We start from the raw sequence: 6,983 nt of genomic DNA, 5'->3' as shown, positions 1-6,983 counted from the left end.
CCGGGTGCGGCAGTGTTGTGGCTGAGCGCGCAGTTCCCCGCGCCCCTTCAGGGCGCCATCACAGCCCCGCGCCATCCCGCCCAGGCCGGACACTCGCCACGGCACAACACGCCCGCAGCCGGGTGCGGCAGTGTTGTGGCTGAGCGCGCAGTTCCCCGCGCCCCTTCAGGGCGCCATCACAGCCCCGCGCCATCCCGCCCAGGCCGGACACTCACCACGGCACAACACGCCCGCAGCCGGGTGCGGCAGTGTTGTGGCTGAGCGCGCAGTTCCCCGCGCCCCCGGCGTCGCTCGTCCGCGGGGTCAGACCGTGACGCTCAGCCCTTTCAGGCCCCGGATCACAAAGTTCGCCTTCCGCTCGGGCTCGGCCGCCGGGGCGAGTGTCGGGGCCCGCTCCAGCAGTGCGGTCATCGAGGCCGCCAGCTCGATCCGGGCCAGCGGGGCGCCGATGCAGTAGTGGATGCTGGCGCTGAAGGAGATGTGCGGGTTGTTCTCGCGGGTGAGGTCCAAACGTTCGGGGTCCGCGAAGACGGCCGGGTCATGGTTGGCGGACCCGAAGAGCAGGGCGATCTCCGCGCCCCTCGGAATCGTCGTGCCGTCGATCTCGATCTCGTCCAGCACCCAGCGCTCGAAGAGCTGCAACGGGGTGTCGTAACGCATCAGCTCCTCCACCGCGGACGGCACGAGCGCGCGGTCGGCACGGAGCGCGGCCAGTTGGTCCGGGTTGCGGAACAGCGCCCACCAGCCGTTCACCGTGGCGTTGACCGTCGCCTCGTGGCCCGCGTTCAGCAGCAGGACCGCAGTCGAGATCATCTCCTGCTCGGTCAGCCGCTCACCCTCGTCATGGGCCGCGATCAGCCCCGAGATCAGATCCTCGCCCGGCTCCTTGCGCCGGGCGGCGATCAGCTCCCGCAGATACTCCGAGAACTCGACCGACGCCCGCACCGCCTTCGCCGCCGCCTCCTCGGACGGGTTCAGCTCGTACATCCCGCAGATGTCCGCCGACCAGGGCCGCAGCTGCGCACGGTCCGACTCCGGGATGCCCAGCATCTCGGCGATCACCGCGACCGGCAGCGGCTCCGCGACGTCCGCCAGCAGATCACCGCCGCCCGCCGCCACCAGCGCCGCGACCAACTCGCCCGCCAGCTCATGGACGTACGGCTTCAAGCTCTCCACCGTCCGCGGCGTGAACGCCTTCGACACCAGCCGCCGGATCCGGGTGTGGTCCGGAGGCTCCAGGTCGAGCATCCCGTGGTCGTTCAGCGTGTGGAACGGCTCATGCTCCGGCGCCGGGGCCGCGCGCCCGAACTCCTCGTGCGTGAACCGGTGCTGATACGTCCGCCCGAGCCGACGGTCCCGCAGCAGCGCCGAGACATCCGCGTGGCGCGGGACCAGCCACTGGTTCGTGGGCTCGTAGTAGTGCACCCGGCCCTTGTCGCGCAGTTCGGCGTAGGCGGGGTACGGGTCCGCGAGAAACCCCTGGTCCCAGGGGTCGAAGGCAGCCATCCCGAGACGCTAACCCGGCATCCGCCCCGCTGACCAGGGGTGCTCCTTGAGATGGCCGATGAGGGCGGCGAAGGAGGCGGTAGGGAAGGAGAGGATGGCGCGGGTGGGGAACATGGAGTCGCGTATGGCTATACGGGTGGGGAGAGCGGCGATCTCGACGCAGGTGTCGCCCTCACCGCCGTCCGAGTACATGGACTTACGCCAGTTCATCAGAGCTCCTTCGCCAGACGGTGGATGAAGTCGCGTGACGCCATGGCGTCCAGCGACGCACTCTCCACCCTACGGAGCAGCGCCCGTAGTCGGTGCAGTTGGGATTCAGCATCGATGAACGCGACGCCGGTGGGTGAGTCCCGCATTCCGGTGTCCAGTCGGGGCACAGGTCCTCCCGCATACATCATCGAGGCCCCGGAACCGGCAAAGCCGTCCTGGTCGGTAGGGATCACGCGCACGGCGACATGCCCCTGCTCAACCAGGTCCAAGATCTGCCGAAGTTGAGCACGTGAGGACTCGCGATCGGAGACGCGGCACACCAAGCGCCCGGCCGCCCTTCGGGTGCGCTGGTCGCCGCCGGGGACGCTGCGGCTCGGCGCATGGGACACGGACCCCGAGCCGCTGGAGCCGCCGAGACCGTTCGACCACCTCGCCGATGCCGAGAACGGCCGCGGCCTCGCCCTGGTCCGCGCCTGCGCCGACGTGTGGGCCGGCAGCCGCAGTCCAGGAACGGCACCCAGGGCAAGTACGTCTGGTGCGAGTGCGCCCTGGATGCGTCAACTACCCGTCGCTAATGCGCCGGGCTTGCACAACGGGCGCCACCGGCTGTGGCGCTGCGTTTGCGTCCAGCCCCGCCCCGCTGGCGCGGTATTGGGGCAGGGGGCCGTTGACTGGCCCCGAGCAGTTACGTCGCCGATGCGGGCGGTTCGGTCAGCGAGGCGATGCACGTAGTGAGCAGGCGCCGCATCTGATCTTGTTCGTTGGCATCCAGGTTGGCCAGCATGTCTTGCTCGACGCGGCGAACCGCGGCGCTGGCCATCTCGAGCTGGCGGCGCCCGCGGGCGGTCAGCTCGGTGGGCAGGGCCCTGCCCACGGGTGCCCGTGCTGGCCGGAGGACGAGTCCCTGGCGTTCGAGGGCCTTCAGGAGCACATTCATCGACTGCCGGGTGACGAAGGCGCCGCGGGCAAGCTCGGAGTTCGACAGACCCGGTCGCTGGGCAAGCAGCTCCAGGCAGGAGTAGTGGGTGATCGTCATGCCAAGCGGACTCAGCACTGCCTCCAGGGCGGAGTGCAGAGCGCTCGCGGCCGCCTTCAGCATGTACCCCAGCGATGTGTCCAGCTCGATTCCGGGCTCACCTTGACTCATGTCAGTAGTCTGACATACATTGCGGCATGTCAGAAGACTGACATGCAATGAGGAGGTAAGAATCGTGGCCGTTACCGGACCCGACTTCATTTCACTGCAGGTGCGCGACCTGGAGCGCTCTGCCGTTTTCTACGAGCAGTACCTGGGGCTGAAGCGCTCTGACGCAGGACCGCCGCATGCTGTCGTATTCGACACCAAGCCGATCGCGTTCGCCGTCCGCGACGTTGTCGCGGACGTCGACCTGGACGCGATCGCGCAGCCGGGCCAGGGGATGGCGCTGTGGCTGCACGCCCCCGACGCGCAGGACATCCACGACGCCCTCGTCGCCGCCGGCACGACGATCGTCTCAGCGCCCGTCGACGGGCCGTTCGGCCGCACTTTCACGTTCGCGGACCCCGACGGCTATCAGGTGACCCTCCACGACCGCGGCTGAGCCGGGCAGCCTGGTCTCCGGCGCGGCAGGCGCCCTGAGCGGGCTTCTCACAACGGCAGGCCAGCCGCCAGGGACACGGCAAAGCCGCTCATGCAGTGTGAAGCAGCTTTGGCGTTCGCTGCGGGGCGCGAGCGTGGTGGCGGTCAACGGCGGCGATGTCGGCCTGGCCGTCCAAGCGCAGCAGGCTGATGGCCAGGCCCCGCGGCGAGGCCATCACACGGGGCGCGTTTCCGGTCCTGACCAGCGATTTATCCTCCTGATAAGTCACGTCGCGGACCCTGTGAAGCCGGTTTTGTATCTCCCAGTGACCGCGGACACCCGGATGCGATTCATCTCCACCCTGAAGCCGTGGAGTTCCTCGCAAGAGCATGCTGAACTGAGCTGCAGGTCGGAGCCCTGGGGATCATGGTCACGCACCCAGGAGCGCACTCCCAGGAGAGCCGCTCCGTGAGGGGCCTACGACTGGCTCGGCCCAGGCGACTGTCGTACGGGCGCCGGGAGACCAACCCGGCATCCGCCCCGCTGACCAGGGGTGCTCCTTGAGATGGCCGATGAGGGCGGCGAAGGAGGCGGTACGGAAGGAGAGGGTGGCACGGGCGGGGGCCTTGGAATCGCGTATGGCTATGCGGGTGGGCAGGGCGGCGATCTCGACGCAGGTGTCGCCGTCGCCGCCATCGGAGTACGGGGACTTCCGCCAATTCATCAGAGTTCCTTCGTCAGTCGGTGAATGAAGTCACGCGACGGCCTGCGACTACCCCGGTGTCACCAGGCGGGCCTCGTAGGCGAATACCGCTGCCTGGGTGCGGTCGCGTAGGCCGAGTTTTACCAGGATGCGGCTCACATGGGTCTTGATCGTCGACTCAGCCACCACCAGGCGCTCGGCTATCTCCACGTTCGACAGGCCCTGGGCGATGAGGACCAGTACCTCCGTCTCCCGTTCGGTCAGATCGCCGTAGGCGGCCTGTGCGGTGGGGGTCAGGCGCGGGCCGTCGGACAGTTTGGAGAACTCCGTGATCAGCCGCTTGGTGACGGAGGGGGCGAGCAGCGCCTCGCCGGCCGCCACCACCCGTACGCCGTCCGCCAGTTGCCGGGCCGAGGCGTCCTTGAGCAGGAAGCCCGAGGCTCCCGCGCGCAACGCTTCGTAGACATACTCGTCCAGGTCGAACGTGGTCAGCACCAGTACCTTCGCCGTGCCGTCCGCGGCGACGATCTCCCGAGTCGCCTCGATGCCGTTCAGCTCGGGCATCCGGATGTCCATCAGCACCACATCGGGGGCGAGTTGCCGCACCCGCTCGACCGCCTCGCGGCCGTTGACGGCCTCGCCTACGACCTCGATGTCCGGCATCGCGTTGAGCAGGACCGAGAAGCCCTCACGCACCATCATCTGATCGTCCGCGATCAGCACGCGGATCGTCATGCCTCACCTTCGCTCACCATGGCGACCGGCAGGAACACCGTCACCTCGTAGCCTCCGTCGACCGGGCCCGCCGTCATCTCGCCGTCCAGCATGGAGACGCGCTCCCGCATGCCGGCGATGCCGTGCCCGGCGCCGGGCGAGGGCTTCACCAGAGCGGTCACGGGCGGCGGGCCGTTGACTATGCGCAGGCCCAACCCGCCGAGGACGTAACCGATCTCGACCCGCGCGCTCGCCCCCGGCGCGTGCCGCAGGGTGTTGCTCAGCGCCTCCTGGACTATCCGGTACGCCGACAGCTCCACGCCCTGCGGGAGTTCGCGCACCGCGCCGGTCACCGCCTTCTCGACGTCGAGCCCCGTCTCCCGCACGTTCGCAAGCAGCGCGTCCAGGTCGGCGAGTGTGGGCTGCGGGGTCTCGGGCGCCTCGTAGTCCTCCGCGCGGACCACCCCGAGGACCCGGCGCAGCTCGGTCAGCGCCGCCACCGCGTTCTCCCGGATCGTGGCGAATGCCTTCTCCAGCTCCGGCGGCGGGTTCTCCACCCGGTAGGGGGCGGCCTCCGCCTGGATGGCGACCACCGACATGTGGTGCGCGACCACATCGTGCAGCTCACGGGCGATGGTGGTGCGCTCCTCCAGCAGGGTGCGGCGGGAGCGCTCGTGCGCGGTCACCGTCTGTTGGGCGGTCACCTCCTGCTTGGCGTCGCGGCGTATGTGCCAGACGGTGACGCCGAGCAGAAGCAGCGCGGAGAGGAGCAGCATGGGGCCGATGTTCGGGCTGTAGCCGCCGCTGAGGACGGTGCCGGCCACGAAGCCGTAGGCCGCCGTCGTCAGCCACATCCAGGCGGCGGTGCGGGGGCGGGTGCGTATCGCCACCACCGTGAGCACCGTCAGATGGGCGAGGAAGCTGCCCGGTAGCCATGGCCAGTCGCCCCAGTTCGGGCTGAAGTTGGCGACTGCTATGGACGCCGGGAACGACAGCCAGAACGCTCCGACCGGCCGGACCAGTGTCAGCAGGACCGGGCCCAGGGTGAACAGACAGCACACCAGGCCCGTCATGCCGAAACCGCAGTACCCGAGGGAGATGAGCATCGCCAGCCCGCCAACCGCAGCCACCACCGCGTGCGGGGTCCAGGACGCGTACTCCCGCAAGCGGCCGGAGAGCCGTCGGGTCAGCGGGCCGTCGACGCTCATGGGGGCCAGCGGACGGTACGCGAAGGCGTCGTGGAACAGGTCCTGCCGCAGCCCGCGCAGGGCGTCCATCGCCGCCCGGACCTCCGGGCTGCGCGGCTTGTACGCGTCGTAAGGGCCGTCCGCCGGGGCGGTCTGCGTGTGCGTCGTCTCGGTCACGTACAAAACCGTAGGCCGGGCCGGGGGCCGGGGGCGTCACCTGTGAGAGGGGTCATTCGGCATCCGTCTCAGGTACTACGGGCACCCCCGCGGCCGACGGGCGGGACGGGAGGCCCGGGAGCGGGGCTCGGGGAGCGGGGGAACGGGGGGCAGTTCAGTGGGCTCCGGGACGGACCAGGCCCGACTCGTAGGCGAACACCGCCGCCTGGGTGCGGTCGCGCAGGCCCAACTTCACCAGGATGCGGCTCACATGGGTCTTCACGGTCTGCTCGGCCACCACCAGATGCTCGGCGATCTCCGCGTTCGACAGGCCCTGCGCGATCAGGGCCAGCACCTCCGTCTCGCGTTCCGTCAGATCACCCACGCGCTGCTTCAGCGGAGCGCGACGGGTGCCGCGCAGCCGGGAGAACTCGACGATCAGACGGCGGGTGACACCCGGCGCGAGCAACGCGTCCCCGGCGGCCACCACCCGGACCGCCTCGGCGAGCTTGTCCGCGGACGCGTCCTTCAGCAAGAACCCGGAGGCGCCGGCCCGCAGCGCCTCGTACACATACTCGTCCAGGTCGAACGTCGTGAGCACCAGCACTTTTATGTTCGGGTTCTCCACGGTGATGCGGCGGGTGGCCTCGATGCCGCCCAGTTCGGGCATGCGGATGTCCATCAGCACCACATCGGGGGCGGCCTCCCCGACCTTGGCGACCGCGTCCAGGCCGTCCACTGCCTGCGCGACCACCTCGATGTCGGGCTGGGTGTTGAGCAGCACGCTGAAGCCCTGCCGGACCATCTGCTGGTCGTCGGCGATCAGTACGCGGATGGGGCCGGTGCCGGTGGTCATGGTCCGTTTCCTCTTTCGGGTTCGGGATCGGGATCGGGATCGGGTGCGAGTTCGGGAGCGGGGCGGGGCGGAGTCGGGGGCGGGGGCGGAGT

General features: G+C 69.5%; 7 protein-coding genes and 2 pseudogenes. 1 reads left to right on the top strand and 8 read right to left on the bottom strand.

Annotation, left to right across the window (positions count from 1 at the left end; genetic code table 11):
* Positions 1 to 303 precede the first annotated feature (303 nt).
* From ACWEKM_RS29350 to ACWEKM_RS29335, 4 genes and pseudogenes are all read right to left on the bottom strand, one after another.
* Positions 304 to 1,506 (bottom strand): cytochrome P450, encoded by a 1,203-nt coding sequence (locus ACWEKM_RS29350; protein WP_451624269.1) that lies wholly within the window; start codon positions 1,504 to 1,506, stop codon positions 304 to 306.
* A gap of 9 nt (positions 1,507 to 1,515) precedes the next feature.
* On the bottom strand, positions 1,516 to 1,716 hold the full coding sequence (locus tag ACWEKM_RS29345) for a DUF397 domain-containing protein (protein WP_451624268.1): 201 nt from the start codon (positions 1,714 to 1,716) through the stop codon (positions 1,516 to 1,518).
* Positions 1,716 to 2,030, bottom strand: a pseudogene (locus tag ACWEKM_RS29340) (Scr1 family TA system antitoxin-like transcriptional regulator); the annotation flags it as partial. The gene ACWEKM_RS29345 and the pseudogene ACWEKM_RS29340, both read right to left, overlap by 1 nt.
* 371 nt (positions 2,031 to 2,401) lie before the next feature.
* The gene (locus ACWEKM_RS29335) at positions 2,402 to 2,863 is read right to left on the bottom strand and encodes a MarR family winged helix-turn-helix transcriptional regulator (protein WP_451624267.1); all 462 of its coding nucleotides are present in this window, start codon (positions 2,861 to 2,863) and stop codon (positions 2,402 to 2,404) included.
* A gap of 64 nt (positions 2,864 to 2,927) precedes the next feature.
* On the opposite strand from ACWEKM_RS29335, the gene ACWEKM_RS29330 reads away from it, so the two are divergent.
* On the top strand, positions 2,928 to 3,296 hold the full coding sequence (locus ACWEKM_RS29330) for a VOC family protein (RefSeq protein WP_451624266.1): 369 nt from the start codon (positions 2,928 to 2,930) through the stop codon (positions 3,294 to 3,296).
* A 535-nt stretch (positions 3,297 to 3,831) separates the two neighbouring features.
* On the opposite strand, the pseudogene ACWEKM_RS29325 reads toward ACWEKM_RS29330, so the two are convergent.
* The 4 genes and pseudogenes from ACWEKM_RS29325 to ACWEKM_RS29310 form a co-directional block, all read right to left on the bottom strand.
* A pseudogene (locus ACWEKM_RS29325) lies at positions 3,832 to 3,999 on the bottom strand (DUF397 domain-containing protein); the annotation flags it as partial.
* Positions 4,000 to 4,047: 48 nt separating this feature from the next.
* Positions 4,048 to 4,713 (bottom strand): response regulator, encoded by a 666-nt coding sequence (locus ACWEKM_RS29320; RefSeq protein ID WP_451624265.1) that lies wholly within the window; start codon positions 4,711 to 4,713, stop codon positions 4,048 to 4,050.
* Positions 4,710 to 6,056 (bottom strand): sensor histidine kinase, encoded by a 1,347-nt coding sequence (locus tag ACWEKM_RS29315; protein WP_451624264.1) that lies wholly within the window; start codon positions 6,054 to 6,056, stop codon positions 4,710 to 4,712. Before ACWEKM_RS29315 ends, ACWEKM_RS29320 begins: the two co-directional genes overlap by 4 nt.
* A gap of 154 nt (positions 6,057 to 6,210) precedes the next feature.
* On the bottom strand, positions 6,211 to 6,891 hold the full coding sequence (locus ACWEKM_RS29310) for a response regulator (protein WP_451624263.1): 681 nt from the start codon (positions 6,889 to 6,891) through the stop codon (positions 6,211 to 6,213).
* Positions 6,892 to 6,983 lie beyond the last annotated feature (92 nt).

This window comes from Streptomyces sp. NPDC004752, from assembly GCF_053601275.1.
Note: the sequence above shows the minus strand (reverse complement) of the source record. Positions and strands in the feature narration are given on the sequence as shown.

Coding starts and splice junctions, on each gene's coding strand:
- ACWEKM_RS29350 (WP_451624269.1), bottom strand. CDS start 1,506: ATGGCTGCCTTCGACCCCTGGGACCAGGGGTTTCTCGCGGACCCGTAC.
- ACWEKM_RS29345 (WP_451624268.1), bottom strand. CDS start 1,716: ATGAACTGGCGTAAGTCCATGTACTCGGACGGCGGTGAGGGCGACACC.
- ACWEKM_RS29335 (WP_451624267.1), bottom strand. CDS start 2,863: ATGAGTCAAGGTGAGCCCGGAATCGAGCTGGACACATCGCTGGGGTAC.
- ACWEKM_RS29320 (WP_451624265.1), bottom strand. CDS start 4,713: ATGACGATCCGCGTGCTGATCGCGGACGATCAGATGATGGTGCGTGAG.
- ACWEKM_RS29310 (WP_451624263.1), bottom strand. CDS start 6,891: ATGACCACCGGCACCGGCCCCATCCGCGTACTGATCGCCGACGACCAG.